We start from the raw sequence: 15,729 nt of genomic DNA, 5'->3' as shown, positions 1-15,729 counted from the left end.
TTTTAAGTTCAACAATTAAAGATTTAATATCATCCGCAATAGCATGCTTAGGCTTTCTACCTCGATTTTTGTGTATAATGAACGCAGGTCCTTGTTCTACAACTCCTTTCTTTAACCTTAATACTTGGCGTTCACTTAGGTTTAAAAGTTCAGCAGCTTCACGAATAGTTAATACTCCATCAATAGTTTGGTTAATAACCCTAAGTCTTGTTATTTCCTTTTGGGTCATATTAAAAATCTCCTCTCTCATACTGACATTTTATCAGATTAAATTTAATATGACATTATCATAGAATATTTATAATTTTTTACAAAAAATATTGACAAGTTTATTGTTATGTGATATATATTAATTAGCACTCAGGAAGTGAGTGTGCTAACAAAAAATAAATTAATTAAAAATAAAGGGGGTTGTTAATATGGCAGGCTTAATTCCTTTCAACAGAAGAAGAGATTTGGCGACAAGAAGTTCGGGGATTGATGAGTTTTACAATATGTTAGATGACTTCTTCACAAGTGATTGGCCATTTAAGAGAAGCCTTGAAAGTGACACCTTTAAGCTAGATGTTGTTGATAACGGGAATGAATATCTTATCGAAGCAGAATTACCAGGTGTAGATAAGAAAGACATAAATATTGAAATGGTTGATGGTAGATTAGAAATATCTGTAACAAAAGATGAAAGCAAAGAAGAAAAAGACAAAAATTATATTCATAAAGAAAGATATTTCAGTTCAATGGCTAGGTCAATTTATTTAGCAGATGCTAAAAATGAAGGATTAAAAGCAAAACTAGAAGATGGAGTATTGAAAATAACTGTTCCTAAAGAAGAAATAAAAGAGAATAAAATAAAAGTAGATATTGAATAATGAAAAGAGCCATAGGCTCTTTTCATTATTATTTGTATATATTTACATAAATATGATTAAATTATGATAATTATGTGTATATAAGTAATTAAAGATATTTAATACAGGAGGCGTTAAAATGACTTCTTTTAAACAATTTGCATCAAACATCGCTGTAAATCAAGTCCTAAATTACATAGACAAAAACCCAAAAGAAAATATTTATAAGATATTGAATCTAAGCGAAAAATTCTTGACAAATCCAAGAGATATAAAAGTTTTATACACGTTAAAAAATGAATTAAGCAATGAGGAAAGTAATTGGAAACAATTGACAGATAGATTTTTTGAACATACTGATTTGAATTGTCAAAAAAAATTTATCAATAATTTTTTAATTAATTCAAACATATATGGGACTCAATTGAGAAATGAAAAAAAATCAGAGCTTCAAATATCAATACCATGGTCTATATTAATGGACCCAACCTCTAGATGTAATTTAAAATGTACTGGATGCTGGGCAGCAAGCTATAGTCAAAAAGATGATCTTGAATATGAAACCATGAATAGAATTATAAATGAAGGAAAAGAACTGGGAATTTATGTATACTTGTTTTCAGGAGGAGAACCTTTCATTAAAATAGATGAAATCCTCAGATTATGTGAGGAACATCAAGATTGCTATTTTACTTGTTTTACTAATGGTACATTAATCACAAAGGAAATAGCTAAAAAAATATCCGAAGTTGGTAATTTTGCTCCAGGTATTTCAATTGAAGGTTTTGAAAAAGAAACAGACTTTAGAAGAGGAAATGGTACTTACAAAAAGGTACTTCAAGGAATGGACAACTTGAGAGAAGCAGGAGTTATCTTTGGTACATCAATGTGTTATCACCATTATAATTATAAGGACATTGTTTCCGAGGAATTCATTGATTTTTTAGTTGATAAAGGAGCTTTTTTCGTATGGTTATTCACATATATGCCAATAGGCAAAGATGCCAACTTAGACCTTTGTGTGAGGCCGGATGAAAGGGCTTATATGTATAGTGAAGTTCATTCTCTTAGACATAAAAAGCCCATATTCTTGATGGATTTTTGGAATGATGGTGAATATGTAAATGGATGCATAGCAGGAGGAAGACAATATTTTCATATTAATGCACATGGAGATGTAGAGCCTTGTGCCTTTGTTCATTACTCAGATACAAATATAAAAGATGTATCTTTAATTGAAGCTCTAAATAGTAAGATATTTAAAGCTTATCAAAAAAGACAGCCATTCAACGAAAATCATTTAAGACCATGCCCTATTCTTGACAATCCTAATTATATAGTAGAAATTGTTAATGAAAGCGGTGCTGTTTCTACTCAACCAATTGATAAAGAAAAGCCAGAAGAACTATTTAACAAGTGTTCTAGCATAGCTGATAATTGGGCGAGTGTAGCAGATGAAATCTGGTATAGCAAAAAATAAAGGCAAGTAAGTAATTTAAAACAACCCTTTTTATTTAGGGTTGTTCTTTTGTTCATCAATTTTTTCGTATATTTTTTGCTTTATATCAACAATTTGATCAATTAGCGTTTCAAGTTTATCTTTTGTTAATTGAGGATAAATTTTCATAAGATATATTTGCCTGTTTTTTACACGTGTAGCCAAATTAGAAATCCTGCTATTTAACAATTCATCTTGGATCTTTTGTAAATTTAATTCACTAGCTATCTTTTTTAATTCGATAAGAATATTCTTTAATTCTATCAAAGAACTAATAGTTAACGTTACATCTACAACAAACGCAATTAGCACTATATTGTGAATTACTACCAATGATGGTAAGCTAAATTTGGATAAAAGTAATTCGATAATAGGTTGTATAAACTCTATTAATATAATAGTAGCAATCCCCCAAAGTATTGAAAACTTAAGTGATATATAACCTTTTATATTGAATCTATCATCGCTGTAATCCCACCATCTATTTCTGAATACTTTTTCTAAAATCATTCCAGTAATAAGTTCAATTAATGAAGCCAATATTGCTCCAGCAAAGAAAAGCAAAATTGGATTTTGAGGTAATCTATTTAGTATGATTATCATACTAATTGCACCTGTCCCATATATAGGGCACCATGGTCCATTTAAAAATCCGCGATTGATTAATTTTTTTTCAGTATATAAATGAAATAAAACCTCTGCTACCCATCCAAGCATAGAGTAAATAATAAAATACAAAAAGTAATTAAAGAAGATCTCTCTATAGTTCATACTATCCCTCGCATGTTATTGACTTATTTATAATAGTAACGTATTTGGCAAATTTTATCAATACGTTATATGGTATATGGAAGACAAAAATCATTATATTTTTTGATAAAAGCTTAACACAGTTTCTTTTGGGTATATTAAAATTGAATAAATATCTATGGATGTGTAAATATGTTTGATGGTAAAGTTGCTATAGTTACAGGTGCTAGTGGCGGAATTGGTAGTGCAGTAGTAAAACAATTAAGTGAAAAAGGCGCAAAACTTACTCTTGTTGGAACCAGCCAAGAAAAATTAGACAAATTGGCAAAAGATTTAAATTTAAAAGAAGGAACTTTCATAACCGTACCTTCAGATGTTTCAAAAGAAGAAGATGTTAAAAATTATGTTGACAAAACTATTGAGGCTTTTGGACAGATAGACATACTAATAAACAATGCTGGCTATGAAAGCAAAGTCACACCAATTGTTGACACACCATTGGAAGACTTTAGAAAAGTCATTGGAATAAATGTAGAAGGAATATTTAATGGTATGAAATATGTTCTTAAACATATGATCCCTAGAAAGTCAGGAGTAATTGTCAACACAGCTTCAGTAGCTGGCTTAATGGGTTCCCCTGGCCTTTCTGCATATACAGCAAGTAAGCATGCAGTTGTTGGGTTAACTAAAACAGCAGCACTAGAAGTTGCTCAATTTGGTATAAGAGTTAACGCTGTTGCTCCTTCTCCTGTTGATAATAGAATGATGAGATCAATAGAAGATGCAATTACTGGTGGCAAAGGTGAATTGGCAAAGAAGGAATTCGAAAAAAATATACCTCTTGGCCGATATGCTACTAATGAAGATATTGCAAATATGATTGTATTCTTAGCATCTGATAAAGCTTCATTTTTAACAGGTGGAATATACAGAGTTGATGGTGGTATGGGAGCTAAGTAAAAAAGAACACTGCTAAAAGCAGTGTTCTTTTTGAGTTCATAGATTATTTATTAGATTCAATATATGCAGTATTGCATTTATTAGCCAATAAGATTAAAATATTACTGAACATAATATTCATGAGGAGAATTAATATGAATCTAATAAATGCTTTAAAATTAATCAATGTTGATGAAGATTATTTTAAATATGTTGACTCAATTAGTGAAATTGTAGATCATCATTTAGTAAAATCTATGAACAATTACATTCAACATGGTGATATAACAACATTCAATCATTCTTTAAACGTTTCCTATAAGAGTTTCTTGATAAGTAAAAAATTGAATCTAGACTATATTTCATGTGCCAGAGCTGGTCTTTTACATGATTTTTTCTTGTATGATTGGCATGATCACGAACCACTAGATAAACTTCATGGCTTCGCACACCCACATATAGCTTTAAAAAATGCTGAAAATAATTTTCAATTAAACGATATAGAAAAAGATATAATAGTAAAACACATGTGGCCATTGACGTTAAAAGCCCCAAAGTATAGAGAGTCATATATTGTATGTTTTGTGGACAAATACTGTTCACTGTCAGAAATTGTCACTAGCAATTTAAACAGAATTCACAATTGGGCTTTAAGAAAAAAATCATTTGTAAGTAATTATTTTAACGTCAACTAGATTCTGAATTTGTTACCATTGTTACAGATGCGATTACAATTAAAGCTCCTAATAATTGAATGCCACTTAACTTTTCGCCATATATTAAATAACTACTGATAAAAGTTACTACAGGAATTAAGTTTAAAAAAATAGCAGATACGGAGACAGATGTATTATTAAGAGCATATAAGTAAATATAGTTTGCTAAAGCAGAACATACAACTGCTAAAAATAAAAAATTCGCCAACAGATTTAAATCAATAATTTCCCATTTTACATCCTCAAAAAATAGAAATGGAATAAAACCTATACATCCAATAATACTTTGGTAGAATGCAATTGTTATATCAGAGTATTTTTGAAATAGCGGCTTTGTTACTACCAAATAAATCGCAAAAGAGATAGCAGATAGAAACATTAAAAAATAGCCAATTAAGCTGCCCCCTTCTAGCTTCGCTCCAATTACTAAATATACGCCAACTATGGATAATATTATTCCGGATAAGGTAATCAAGTTCATCCTTTTCTTTAGAACAAATTTTTCTATTATAGCTGTGAAAACTGGCAACATTGCAACTATAATTGATGCATCATTTGCACTTATCCTCATCAAACCATTGTTCTCTAAAATATAGTAAATAGTTATACCTGCTAACCCTGCTATGATCAGCAATGGTACATCTTTCTTTTCTATTTTTTCATTTATACCAATCTTCTTCATAATTGCAAATTGAATGATTCCTGCAATCAAGAACCTGTAAAATGCCAAGCTAACTGGCGGGAAAGCCGTAAGGGATATTTTTATACTCAAAAAAGATATTCCCCATGCTATAACTGTTATTGATAAAAATATAATAGATATTATTTTCTTCTTCTCCATTGTCACATTCTCCCAGATTTTAAAATAGAAATCAAAAGCCAAAATCCTAGAATACCCGCAAACAAATAGCCACCTAATCCTAATATTGATATGTCCATAATCTTAGGTCCTATATTTCGATGTAGTATTAGTGAAGAACTAAGTATTATGGCAGAAACAATGATAGCGAAAACAACCCGATTCACCATCCTATTTGTTTCACTCATTATTTCATCAAGATCTTTAACATTTAAACCTAGCTTAGTGTCATCATTATTTATCTTTTCAATTAGTTTGTGTAAAGATACAGGTATCTTCAAACCTGCTTTATAGGCAAAATAGCTTTCCATTAAATTTTCCTTAAATTCTTTCTTTAAATTATCACTATCCATCAATCTAGATTGCACGTAAGGAATCACAATATCCATCATTGTTATAGTAGGATCTAATATAGATACAAGTCCTTCAATAGTCAACAAACTTTTGGATAATACTACCATATCTTTTGGCATTTTAATATGATTTTTCTTAGCTACATTAAATATTTCTTCCATTATTTGAGATAGCTCTATTTCTTCAAGCGAGCTTTCAATATACCTATCATATATAACTGAAATATCTTTCTTTAAAATTAATCTGTCTATATTAGGATTAAAATCACCTATTCTTATAACAGAATCTGTCATTTTATCCAAATCTTTCAACGCAATGGCTGTTATCAGAGCATTGAATTTTCTTCGAAGGCTATTATTTAAAACCCCCATTATTCCAAAGTCAAGATATGCTATCTTGTTTTTATATATCATTAAATTGCCAGGATGAGGATCTCCATGAAAAAATCCATCTTGTAGTACTTGCTTCATATAATTTTGTACTAGCTTTACTGCTATGTCATTTAAGTCGTATCCTTCTAAATCTATAGTAGTTATATCTGATATTTTAATTCCTTTTACATATCCCATTGTCAATATTTTCTCAGTTGAATAATCTTTGTAAACTTCAGGACAATATATATATTTTACATCTTTGTTGTAGTTTCTAAATTTTTCCATATTTTCCGCTTCTATCAGAAAATTCAACTCATTTATAGCACTTTTTTCAAGTTCATCAATTACATTGTCAATATCTACCAAATCTTCAGGAATAACTCTTCTTATAAATTTTGATATTTTCTTTAAAATATATATATCTCCAAGCATTTTTTCTTTAATACCAGGCCTCTGAATTTTTACAGCAACTTCCTCTCCGGTTAAAAGTAAAGCCAGATGTACCTGTGCCATTGATGCAGAAGCTAGAGGAATTTCAGAAATTTGAATGAAAATATCTTCCAAGTTCACATTAAGCTCTTCTTCAATGGAAGATCTTAACTCACTAAACTCCTCAGGCTTTACGTTGTCTTGTAACTTATTAAATTCTTCAATATACATACTAGGAATTAAATCTGGTCGCGTGGATAATATTTGACCAATTTTTACAAATGTTGGTCCTAGTTCTTCAAATGCTTTTCTCAACTCATATGGATCAGTAAAGCCCTGAATTCCATTATTTAAACCATGCTTGACAAAAACTGAAATAATTTCTCTAAGCCTTGAAGTTGTTTTTGTGTTATCCATTTTATCACCTGCATTTGAAGAATACCCTGCATAACGCAGGGTATTCTATTATTTGTCTTCTAACTTTTCAAGTCTTCTTTTGATTTCTTCAATATCTTCTTTTGTGGCTAAATCAAGTTCGGCAATTATTTGTTTAATATCTTCTTTTGTCAATAAATTGTCCTTAGTAAAGTTCTTTGCCATTTTTCTTTTTAGCTCTTCATTAAGTTCCTTGCCTTGCTTCACAGTCAACTCGCCTTTTTTAACAAGTTCTTCAATAATCTCAGTAGCTTTTTCATAAGTAAAGGCTAAACTTCCAATCCCAGCTAACAATATATTGCTTAGATTAAATTCCATAACATCGCCTCCTTTAATATATCTTACTTTCTATAAAATAGTATGTCAAGTTCAAACGTGCATTACTTTATATTTCATTGTGTTGTACTTGTTTTGAATGCATCTAATTGAGAAACAATCATCCCAATCAACATCAATCCACATCCAATATAACCTCTTATATCTAAACTTTCATTTAGAAATAAAATACCCCCAATGGCTGCAAATACAGCCTCCATGCTCATAGAAATTGCTGCTGGTCCTGCTTTTGCATTTTTTTGAGCGACAACTTGCAGAGTATATGCTACGCCTACAGATAGAAGTCCACCATAGAGTATTGGTGCATAAGCTTTTATTATCGAAGTAACCTCGATATTCTCAAATATCAGTGCTGATATAAATGCAAATAAAGAACATGTTGCAAATTGTATTTGAGATAGCCTCAATGGATTTACTTTACTTGAAAATTCTCCAATCAATATTATATGCGTAGCCCAGAAAAATGCGCCAATTAATTGTAGTAAATCTCCAAAACCAATTGATAAATCCTCTTTTACGCTTAATAAGTATAGTCCAATAACAGCAATAACTGCTCCTATCCATATGTTTTTACTTGTCTTTTGTCCAATAAAAATGCTTATAATAGGAACTAAAATTATGTATAAGCTTGTAATAAATCCTGCTTTTGCGGCTGTAGTATAAATCAAACCAATTTGTTGAAGACTTGATCCAGCAAATAGAACACTGCCAGCAATAATCCCGTACTTTAAAACTGTCCTATCAATTTTTCTATCGTTCTTATCGGTATAAAAAATCCTTATTACTGGTATCAATGAAATACTGCCTAATAGAAATCTTACTGCATTGAAAGTGAATGGTCCAATGTAATCCATTCCCACCCTTTGTGCAACAAATGCTAATCCCCAAATTGCTGCTGTTACAAGCAATAATAAGTTAGACTGAATCTGTTTGTTTTTCATTTAGTCCCCCATATTTTTATTATATTATAATTATATATTACCATTAATAAAGCATTTAATCATCATAATATTGTAAATACAAAATAATTTTAGCGCTTTTATACATAACCCCAATAGGATTGACAAGATTTGTATTAAAATATAGAATTTATATAATATTAAGTATATTTAACATAGAGGTGATATTGTGGTAAAATTTGCAGATAGAATCCAAAAAATACCTGAAGATCCATTAAATGAAATCATGAAATTATCATCTGACAGAGATATTATTTCATTTAGCTTAGGAAGCCCTTCAAAAGAAGCATATCCAACAGAATTTATAATAAATGCTACAAAAAAGCTTCTTGTTGAAAACCCTGTAAGCATGCTATCTTATGGGCTTCAAGAAGGATATGTGCCTTTGAGAAAAAATTTCATCGAACATATTGCAAAGAGCAGAAATATAAATGCAAATTTAGATAATGTTTTAATAACTACAGGAGCAACTCAAGGGATAGAGCTTGTATCACAAGTGCTTCTTCAAGAGGGTGACAAAGTACTAGTCGAATCTCCAACATTCTTCGCAGCTCTACCGGTATTTAAAAAATATGGTGCAACTGTAATTCCTGTTAAAATGGATAATGATGGAATTGATACAAACGATTTAGAAGTTAAATTGAAAAAATATGCTCCAAAATTATTATACATAATTCCAACATTTCAAAATCCTACGGGTATTACTCTTTCTAACGATAAAAGAAAAGCTATTTGCAAATTAGTTGATAAATACGGAACCATTGTTTTAGAAGACGATCCATACTATGACTTGAGATTTATTGGAGAACATATAATGCCAATTAAATCTCATGACAAAAATGAAAATGTCATCTATCTAAGCAGTTTTTCAAAGATACTAGCACCAGGACTTAGAGTTGGTGTAGTCATTGCAAATAAAGAAATAATTAATAAATTAGTTTTAGCTAAAAGCGGCGCAGACACAAATACAAGTCTTTTATCCCAAGGAATATGCTCAGAGTTCCTAGAAAGTGGATTTTATAAATCACACATGAATGAAATTTTCCCATTATATCTAAATAGGCTAAATAAAATGATTGAATGTATAGAGCAGTTTTTCCCTGATAATATAGAATTTATTCGGCCCGAAGGTGGACTATTTATTTGGTTAGGTCTTCCTAAAGAAATAGATACAAAAACATTGTTAAAAACATCCTCACAAAAATACAAGGTATCATATGTTCCGGGGTCCATTTTTTATACTAACCCATCAGAGCACCAAAATTTTATTAGACTTAATTATTCATCAAATGATGGGTCCACAATTGAACAGGGCATGAAAAGATTGGGTATGGTTTTTAAAGATTATATTAGTGGCTTGTTTTTTTAATAATGTAATTCCCAATCCACTGTATTAATATTACAAACATAATCATTACAATCATTGTAGCATAAGTTGCATCAATTTGATTTCTCATGTGCCCATACCTTATTGCGAAATCACCAAGACCTCCAGCTCCAACAGCACCTGCCATCGCAGTAAGACCGACTAAACTGATTATTGTAATAGTACTTGCTCTTACAAGGCTTGGTATGCACTCAACAAGGTATACTCTGAAAATAATTTCTATGCCTGTGTTTCCCATAGATTGAGCAGCTTCGATGATTCCATTGTCCATTTCAAGCAGTGATGCTTCAACTTGCCTTGCAAAAAAAGGCACTGTTCCAAACACTAAAGGCACTATCGCGCCTTTAGTGCCAATTGCACTACCGACTATTAAACGAGTAAGTGGTATAAGTGCTGCAAGTAATATAATGAATGGAACAACCCTAAATATGTTAACTATTTTATCTAATGCAAAATAGATGAATCTATTTTGCATTATTCCATTTTTTCTTGTTGCTACTAAAACAATGCCCAATGCTAAGCCAATAATAAAAGAGATTGAAAATGAAATTCCTACCATATATAAAGTTTGATAGATGCTTTGAATGAATTCGTTGCTCTTTTCGACAACGTTTGGGAATAATTTATAAATTAGCTCCATATTTATCCACCTACTATCTATTTAATATTCCATGCAGGCAAATACAAATCACCATATGATTCTTCTACAACTTTTGCTACTTCTTCAGTCTGATATGCCTGAATTATTTTTTGGTATATCAAATTATCTTTATCTTCTGTTCTGGCAACTATACAATTTATATATGGGTTGTCTTTTTTTATGCTTTCGATAGTTTGAACATAGATAGCGTCCTTATCGGGATCTAGTCCATAGTCATGGGCATAATTACCATTGATTACAGCAGCAGTAACATCTGGCAATAATGCTGGTAACTGAGCTGCATCAACTTGTATGATTTCTAAATTCAAATTGTTTTCTGTTATATCTTCAATGCTCGGAGTATATGATGCTTCTTCTTTAACTTTTATCAAGCCAACTTCCTCTAGCACTTTTAAAGCTCTCCCTCCATTCGTTACATCATTTGGGATTGCGATTTTATCATTCTTTTTTATTTCATCTAAGCTTTTTATATTCTTTGAATAAATATTTAATGGAGCAATCAATGTATCTCCAATTGCAACAATATCATAACCTTTCGCTTCGATCTCACTATTTAAAAATGCTTTATGTTGAAAGGCATTGAGATCTATTTCGCCATCTGCTAATGCTTGATTAGGCAAGTTGTAGTCAGATAATTTAACAAGTTCCACTCTAATTTTATCCTTTTCCAATATGTCATTTATAGGTCCCCACATAACAGATTCTTCTCCAACTATACCAACTTTAACAACAGTAAATTCATCCGAATCTACATTGGATACTTCATTGCCACACGCTGTCAATACTCCCAGTGATAATATAAGTACTAAAAGCAAACTAATTTTTTTCATAATTAACACTCTCCTTTAATAATTTCTACCTCAATATTGTTATTAATAAAATATTTAATGGCTTCGTTTATATCATTGCTAGTACCATTAAATTTTACGATCAGCTCGCCAAATGGTACATTTTTAATTAAATCTAAATTTCCAAATAGCACTGAAATATCTACGTTATATTTCCTTGATGTTTCAGATAAAATTGCTTCTTTTACCGTTTCACCTACATACTTGACTTTTGCAATTTTCGCATTGTTTAAATCACCAAAAAAATTCATGTTTTCTTTTAATAGTTCATCAAATTTATTGAAATTTGTTGTACTATTTATTAGTTCTTTTGTCTTTTCATGTTTTGGATTTTTAAAAATATCTATTATGTTGTTTTGTTCAACAATTTCTCCATTGTCTAGAACAACAACATAATCACATATTTCCTTAACCAAATCCATTTCATGCGTTATTAAAACTATAGTTAAATCTAATTGATCTCTTAATTTCTTTAACAAGGATAGTATTGACTTAGTTGATTGTGGATCAAGGGCAGATGTGATCTCGTCGCAAAGTAGAATATCAGGATCATTTGCTAATGCTCGTGCAATAGCAACTCTTTGCTTTTGTCCCCCACTTAATTCATTGGGATAGGAATAAGCCTTTTCTTCTAAGTCAACCATTCTCAGTAATTCTAGAGCTCTTTGTTTTCTATTCTCTTTATTCGATTTTGAGTCTTTAAGCGGATATAACACATTTTTTAACACATTTCTTTGAGTCATTAAATTAAAATGCTGGAATATCATACCCATCTTTTTTCTTTTTTGCATCAGTTCTTTTTTAGTCAAAGTTGTAAGATCATCGCCATTTACTATCACTCTTCCATTTGTTGGTACTTCCAATAAATTTATACATCTTAGTAACGTACTCTTACCTGCCCCAGAATGCCCAATAATTCCAACTATTTGTCCTTTCCTAACTTTCATATTTATGTTTTTAATAGCTTTTACATGTAGATTATTATCCGTAACAAAGTTTTTACTTACATCAATCAATTCTATCAAGAACTCACCCCCTCAGAATAAAATAAAAAAAAGAGCTTTAATCACTTTGCATAGCAAAGGGACGAAAGCTCGTGGTACCACCCTAAATTTATATAGACCTCGCGATCTATACCTTACAGAGTACGCTGGATTAAAACCATAAATACTCTTGTACTATAACGTGTACTCTACGTAAATATCTAAGAAAAATCCTCGATATTTAGGCTCAAAGACCATGTTCACAATGCTATCCTCTATCCCTTTCCACCTAACGGGATTCTCTGTTAGAGTATTTGCATTATTACTCTTCTTTTCAAAGCCGTGTATTAAAAACTATATTGTATTATATTCTAACAAATTATTTATCTTTGTCAACACCAAAAATAAAAAAATTGTAGTTATTCTATGATAATGTCATATTGAATTTATTCTGATAAAATGTCATATATGAGAGAGGAGATATTTAATATGACTCAAAAAGAAATATCTAGACTTAGAGTCATCAATCAAACCATTGATGGAGTATTGACCATTCGTGAAGCTGCTGAGCTTTTAGACCTAAGTGAACGTCAAGTATTAAGGTTAAAGAAAGGGGTTGTTGATGAAGGACCTGCGTTCATTATCCATAAAAATAGAGGTAGGAAGCCAAAACATGCTACAACGGATGATATTAAGGATTTAATTATTGAACTTAAACAAACAAAGTACGAAGAGGCTAATTTTAATCATTTTCATGAATTAATTGAAGAACACGAAGATGTAACAGTTAGTTATCCAACTGTACATAGAATTTTAACTGAGGCCGGTATTAAAAGCCCTAAGAAACATCGTAAACGAAAAGCCCATCACCGAAGAAAAAGAAAACCTCAAAAAGGAATGTTGGTTCAAATTGATGCTTCACCACATAAGTGGATTATTGGCAGTGACCCTTTTGATCTTCATGGTGCTATTGATGATGCTACTGGTGAAATTCTAGCTCTTTATTTTACTCCTAATGAGTGTATGGAAGGATATTTTGAGATAGTTAGGCAAATAGTTTCTAACCATGGTATTCCTACTAGTATTTATTGCGATCGTCATCCAGTATTCGTACCACGTAATTATGATAAGTTATCTATTGAGGATCAGTTAGATGGGAAAACTGTTAATTTAACTCAATTTGGTAGGGCTATGGATGAATTAGGTATTAACCTTATCAAGGCATATTCTCCACAAGCTAAGGGACGAATTGAAAGACTATGGGGAACTCTTCAAAGTAGATTACCTGTTGAATTTAAAATACATGGTATCACAACTATTGAACAAGCTAATTCTTTTTTATCTGAGTTTATGATTAAGTACAATCAAAAATTTGGTGTTTCTCCTGAAGATGCTACTCCTGCATTTAGAGCATTGGGTGAAAGCATTAATCTTGATTACATTCTTTGTATTAAAAAGGAACGTATGATTATTGAAAATGCTGCTTTTTCTTATGATGGCAAATATTATCAGCTTATGATAAACGATAAGGTATCTAATGCATTACCAAAGGCTAAATTAACCGTTCTAACTAGCACTAAATTTGGTATTAAGGCTATGTATTCAGATGTGGTTTATGATACAAGAGAGTTAGATGAACGACCTAAGAAGGCAATTTCTCATCAGCCTAAGGAAAAGATTGGCCAAGCTAAACCACCTAGAAATCATCCTTGGAGGATAGCTTTAAACGAAAAAACCATGCCCTACGGCGGGAACAGTCTGTATGAACCAGATACAGAGATCGATGAGATCTTAAAAGGTCTGTTCAACTCCACAAGGGCATGGGCATAAAGAGATTCCACTCTTTAAAATATCATACTCATTTTAAGGCTCTTTATCAAGAGTTTGTTTTCTTGTACTCATTTTGAAGCACCAGTATTTAAGCATTTATGCCGCGAAAGCCTATTGATATGGGGTAGACCCCTCTGGTAAAATCTTGAGGCGGAAAGACGCCAATTATGGTATATTTCCGTCATAAGTGGGTGTCCAGAGGAATCAGGGGCCCCATGTCAATAGGACCGTGGAATATATGCGGTTGTTCTATTATGTTAGTGACATTTTCATTGAATAAGACTTTATACTTTTAGGTGACATTTTTACTGACTATTGACACACCAAAAATAAAAAAATATAAATATTCTATGATAATGTCATATTAAATTTATTCTGATAAAATGTCAGTATGAGAAGGAGATTTTTAATATGACCCAAAAAGAAATAGCAAGAGTTAGGGTTATTAATCAAACTATTGATGGTGTATTAACTATTCGTGAAGCTGCTGAGCTTTTAAACCTAAGTGAACGACAAGTATTAAGGTTAAAGAAAGGGGTTGTAGAACAAGGGCCTGCGTTCATTATACACAAAAATCGAGGTAGAAAGCCTAAGCATGCTATTGCGGATGATATTAAATCTTTAATTGTTGAACTTAAAAAAACAAAATATGAAGAAGCTAATTTTAGTCATTTTCAAGAGCTAATTATGGAGCATGAGAGTATAAATATTAGTTATTCTACTGTGCATAGAACTTTAACTGATGCTGGTATTAAAAGCCCTAAAAAGCATAGAAAACGTAACCTTCATAACCGCAGGAAAAGAAAACCTCAAAAGGGTATGCTGGTTCAAATTGATGCTTCACCACATAAGTGGATTTTTGGCGGTGATACTTTTAGTCTTCATGGTGCTATTGATGATGCTACTAGTGAAATTCTAGCTCTTTATTTTGCTCCTAATGAATGTATGGAAGGTTATTTCGAGATTGTTAGACAAATGGTTACAACCTATGGCATTCCAACAAGCCTTTATTGTGATCGTCATACTATTTTTGTATCGCCTAATGATGGCAAATTGTCTATTGAGGATCAACTTGCAGGAAAGAATGTTAATTTAACCCAATTTAGTAGAGCTATGGAAGAATTAGGCATCAATATTATCAAGGCTCATTCACCACAGGCTAAGGGTAGAATTGAAAGGTGTAAATGTCAATCCCAAAATGCATGTTTTTTAGAATCTCAAAATGTATGATTGTTAGAATTAATTATTGGTACTTTTTTTAGTTTCTACCAGGTCAATTTTATCCTTCAGCCTATAAGATGGACCTGTAATCTTAATAATACTTGAATGATGAATTAGCCTATCTAAGATAGCATTTGCCAGTGTTATGTCTGAAAATACTTCTCCCCATTTACTAAATGGTTGATTAGTAGTAATTATTGTAGAATTTTTTTCATACCTTTTGTTAATTAATTGAAATAATAAATTAGCTCCCTGCTTGTCAATTGGTAAATAGCCTATTTCATCTATAATAAGTAGCTTAT

General features: G+C 31.2%; 16 protein-coding genes, 1 pseudogene and 1 other annotated feature. Of the genes and pseudogenes, 7 read left to right on the top strand and 10 right to left on the bottom strand.

What is annotated here, in order from left to right:
- A partial coding sequence (locus tag BO51_RS08955; protein WP_496485965.1) for a helix-turn-helix domain-containing protein occupies positions 1-229 on the bottom strand: 229 nt, incomplete at its 3' end.
- Between the two features lie 190 nt (positions 230-419).
- Between BO51_RS08955 and BO51_RS08950 the strand changes: the two genes are divergently transcribed.
- Together BO51_RS08950 and BO51_RS08945 are read left to right on the top strand one after the other, a co-directional pair.
- Complete coding sequence (locus BO51_RS08950) at positions 420-869, top strand: Hsp20/alpha crystallin family protein (protein ID WP_496485963.1); 450 nt, start codon at positions 420-422, stop codon at positions 867-869.
- Positions 870-987: 118 nt separating this feature from the next.
- Positions 988-2,328 carry a radical SAM/SPASM domain-containing protein gene (locus BO51_RS08945; protein ID WP_496485961.1) on the top strand — a complete coding sequence of 447 codons (1,341 nt, stop codon included), beginning with the start codon at positions 988-990 and terminating at the stop codon, positions 2,326-2,328.
- A gap of 30 nt (positions 2,329-2,358) precedes the next feature.
- Here BO51_RS08945 and BO51_RS08940 read toward each other — a convergent pair whose 3' ends face one another.
- On the bottom strand, positions 2,359-3,117 hold the full coding sequence (locus tag BO51_RS08940; protein WP_496485959.1) for a putative ABC transporter permease: 759 nt from the start codon (positions 3,115-3,117) through the stop codon (positions 2,359-2,361).
- Between the two features lie 171 nt (positions 3,118-3,288).
- Between BO51_RS08940 and BO51_RS08935 the strand changes: the two genes are divergently transcribed.
- On the top strand, positions 3,289-4,056 hold the full coding sequence (locus BO51_RS08935; RefSeq protein ID WP_496485957.1) for an SDR family NAD(P)-dependent oxidoreductase: 768 nt from the start codon (positions 3,289-3,291) through the stop codon (positions 4,054-4,056).
- A gap of 134 nt (positions 4,057-4,190) precedes the next feature.
- The gene (locus BO51_RS08930) at positions 4,191-4,730 is read left to right on the top strand and encodes an HD domain-containing protein (RefSeq protein ID WP_496485956.1); all 540 of its coding nucleotides are present in this window, start codon (positions 4,191-4,193) and stop codon (positions 4,728-4,730) included.
- On the opposite strand, the gene BO51_RS08925 is transcribed toward BO51_RS08930, so the two are convergent.
- The 4 genes from BO51_RS08925 to BO51_RS08910 all read right to left on the bottom strand — a co-directional run bounded on the left by BO51_RS08925 (position 4,723) and on the right by BO51_RS08910 (position 8,479).
- Complete coding sequence (locus tag BO51_RS08925; RefSeq protein WP_496485954.1) at positions 4,723-5,592, bottom strand: DMT family transporter; 870 nt, start codon at positions 5,590-5,592, stop codon at positions 4,723-4,725. The genes BO51_RS08930 and BO51_RS08925 overlap by 8 nt on opposite strands.
- A 2-nt stretch (positions 5,593-5,594) precedes the next feature.
- Positions 5,595-7,184 carry an ABC1 kinase family protein gene (locus tag BO51_RS08920; protein WP_496485952.1) on the bottom strand — a complete coding sequence of 530 codons (1,590 nt, stop codon included), beginning with the start codon at positions 7,182-7,184 and terminating at the stop codon, positions 5,595-5,597.
- A 48-nt stretch (positions 7,185-7,232) separates the two neighbouring features.
- Entirely contained in the window at positions 7,233-7,520 is a 288-nt protein-coding gene (locus BO51_RS08915) for a phasin family protein (protein ID WP_496485950.1), read from the bottom strand.
- 74 nt (positions 7,521-7,594) lie between these two features.
- On the bottom strand, positions 7,595-8,479 hold the full coding sequence (locus BO51_RS08910) for a DMT family transporter (protein ID WP_496485948.1): 885 nt from the start codon (positions 8,477-8,479) through the stop codon (positions 7,595-7,597).
- 187 nt (positions 8,480-8,666) lie between these two features.
- On the opposite strand from BO51_RS08910, the gene BO51_RS08905 reads away from it, so the two are divergent.
- Positions 8,667-9,866, top strand: a complete 1,200-nt coding sequence (locus BO51_RS08905) for an aminotransferase-like domain-containing protein (RefSeq protein WP_496485946.1) — start codon at positions 8,667-8,669, stop codon at positions 9,864-9,866.
- On the opposite strand, the gene BO51_RS08900 is transcribed toward BO51_RS08905, so the two are convergent.
- Genes BO51_RS08900 through BO51_RS08890 form a run of 3 tightly spaced genes read right to left on the bottom strand, consistent with a single transcriptional unit; the run spans position 9,847 to position 12,418 of the window.
- Entirely contained in the window at positions 9,847-10,524 is a 678-nt protein-coding gene (locus BO51_RS08900; RefSeq protein WP_496485944.1) for a methionine ABC transporter permease, read from the bottom strand. The genes BO51_RS08905 and BO51_RS08900 overlap by 20 nt on opposite strands.
- 17 nt (positions 10,525-10,541) lie before the next feature.
- A complete protein-coding gene (locus BO51_RS08895; protein ID WP_496485942.1) occupies positions 10,542-11,375 on the bottom strand; it encodes a MetQ/NlpA family ABC transporter substrate-binding protein in 834 nt (277 codons plus the stop codon).
- A gap of 2 nt (positions 11,376-11,377) precedes the next feature.
- Entirely contained in the window at positions 11,378-12,418 is a 1,041-nt protein-coding gene (locus BO51_RS08890) for a methionine ABC transporter ATP-binding protein (protein ID WP_496485940.1), read from the bottom strand.
- Between the two features lie 54 nt (positions 12,419-12,472).
- Positions 12,473-12,723 (bottom strand) — a binding site (T-box leader).
- Between the two features lie 142 nt (positions 12,724-12,865).
- On the opposite strand from BO51_RS08890, the gene BO51_RS08885 reads away from it, so the two are divergent.
- Together BO51_RS08885 and BO51_RS08880 are read left to right on the top strand one after the other, a co-directional pair.
- Positions 12,866-14,206: an ISNCY family transposase gene (locus tag BO51_RS08885; RefSeq protein ID WP_496485938.1), complete on the top strand. Its 1,341-nt coding sequence runs from the start codon at positions 12,866-12,868 to the stop codon at positions 14,204-14,206.
- Positions 14,207-14,617: 411 nt separating this feature from the next.
- Positions 14,618-15,385: pseudogene (locus BO51_RS08880) on the top strand (ISNCY family transposase); the annotation flags it as partial.
- A 60-nt stretch (positions 15,386-15,445) separates the two neighbouring features.
- Here the strand turns inward: BO51_RS08880 and BO51_RS08875 are convergent.
- The coding region (locus BO51_RS08875) for an ATP-binding protein (RefSeq protein ID WP_496485936.1) at positions 15,446-15,729 on the bottom strand (284 nt) is incomplete at its 5' end.

The sequence above is a fragment of the Soehngenia saccharolytica DSM 12858 genome (genome assembly GCF_059568515.1).
The sequence above is the reverse complement of the archived record's forward strand: the minus strand, read 5'-3'. Positions and strand labels throughout refer to the sequence as shown.

What these genes read in the sequence shown, in the direction of transcription:
- BO51_RS08950 (WP_496485963.1), top strand. Translation starts at nt 420, where the DNA reads ATGGCAGGCTTAATTCCTTTCAACAGAAGAAGAGATTTGGCGACAAGA.
- BO51_RS08945 (WP_496485961.1), top strand. Translation starts at nt 988, where the DNA reads ATGACTTCTTTTAAACAATTTGCATCAAACATCGCTGTAAATCAAGTC.
- BO51_RS08940 (WP_496485959.1), bottom strand. Translation starts at nt 3,117, where the DNA reads ATGAACTATAGAGAGATCTTCTTTAATTACTTTTTGTATTTTATTATT.
- BO51_RS08935 (WP_496485957.1), top strand. Translation starts at nt 3,289, where the DNA reads ATGTTTGATGGTAAAGTTGCTATAGTTACAGGTGCTAGTGGCGGAATT.
- BO51_RS08930 (WP_496485956.1), top strand. Translation starts at nt 4,191, where the DNA reads ATGAATCTAATAAATGCTTTAAAATTAATCAATGTTGATGAAGATTAT.
- BO51_RS08925 (WP_496485954.1), bottom strand. Translation starts at nt 5,592, where the DNA reads ATGGAGAAGAAGAAAATAATATCTATTATATTTTTATCAATAACAGTT.
- BO51_RS08920 (WP_496485952.1), bottom strand. Translation starts at nt 7,184, where the DNA reads ATGGATAACACAAAAACAACTTCAAGGCTTAGAGAAATTATTTCAGTT.
- BO51_RS08915 (WP_496485950.1), bottom strand. Translation starts at nt 7,520, where the DNA reads ATGGAATTTAATCTAAGCAATATATTGTTAGCTGGGATTGGAAGTTTA.
- BO51_RS08910 (WP_496485948.1), bottom strand. Translation starts at nt 8,479, where the DNA reads ATGAAAAACAAACAGATTCAGTCTAACTTATTATTGCTTGTAACAGCA.
- BO51_RS08900 (WP_496485944.1), bottom strand. Translation starts at nt 10,524, where the DNA reads ATGGAGCTAATTTATAAATTATTCCCAAACGTTGTCGAAAAGAGCAAC.
- BO51_RS08895 (WP_496485942.1), bottom strand. Translation starts at nt 11,375, where the DNA reads ATGAAAAAAATTAGTTTGCTTTTAGTACTTATATTATCACTGGGAGTA.
- BO51_RS08885 (WP_496485938.1), top strand. Translation starts at nt 12,866, where the DNA reads ATGACTCAAAAAGAAATATCTAGACTTAGAGTCATCAATCAAACCATT.